1 protein-coding gene is annotated in these 563 nt (G+C 65.2%); it reads right to left on the bottom strand.

Annotated elements, in window-relative coordinates:
- Positions 1-88: 88 nt before the first annotated feature.
- Positions 89-439: an ATP-binding protein gene (locus AF1_RS32775; protein WP_165488475.1), complete on the bottom strand. Its 351-nt coding sequence runs from the start codon at positions 437-439 to the stop codon at positions 89-91.
- Positions 440-563: the final 124 nt, after the last annotated feature.

The following is a 563-nucleotide window of genomic DNA, read 5'->3' on the forward strand; positions in this document are numbered from 1 at the left end:
GGGAAGCGGCGTGTTGTCGTCATGCCCCCTCTGCATGATGACAACACGCCGCAGGTCGGTGCGCGCGTGGACTGTGGCCGGAGGCCGGTCACGAGGGGATGCGGGCCCAGATCCATTTGCCCCCGGCGGGGTCGCCGGTGACGCCGCACTTGGTGGAGAGGGCCTGGATGATGTGGAGGCCCCAGCCGCCGTTGTCGTCGAACGCCTCCTCGGAGAGGTCGAGGTCTTCGAGGGTGAGTTCGGTCTTCGGCTTGGCGCGGGGCAGTTCGTGGGCCGCGTCCCAGACGGCGATGGTGATCCCGTAGGAGTCCCGGCTGAGCTGGAGGCGGATCTCCTCGCGTGGCGTCTGGCGGGCCGCGTTGGTGACGAGTTCCGAGACGATGAGAAGCGCATTGTCGAGAATGTGGAAATAGTCCCATTTGCGGATTCGTGCGTCCACGAGGGTGCGTGCGAGCCCTACTGAGGCCGGCGTGCCCATAAGGGAGAGGATCAAGTCTCCGGTCGCCGTCATCACCATCGTCCCGTCCTTGCCTGAGATTCCGATTTCCTGTGACAAGGATCAC

Source organism: Actinomadura formosensis NBRC 14204 (genome assembly GCF_001552155.1).
Taxonomy (GTDB): Bacteria; Actinomycetota; Actinomycetes; order Streptosporangiales; family Streptosporangiaceae; genus Spirillospora; species Spirillospora formosensis.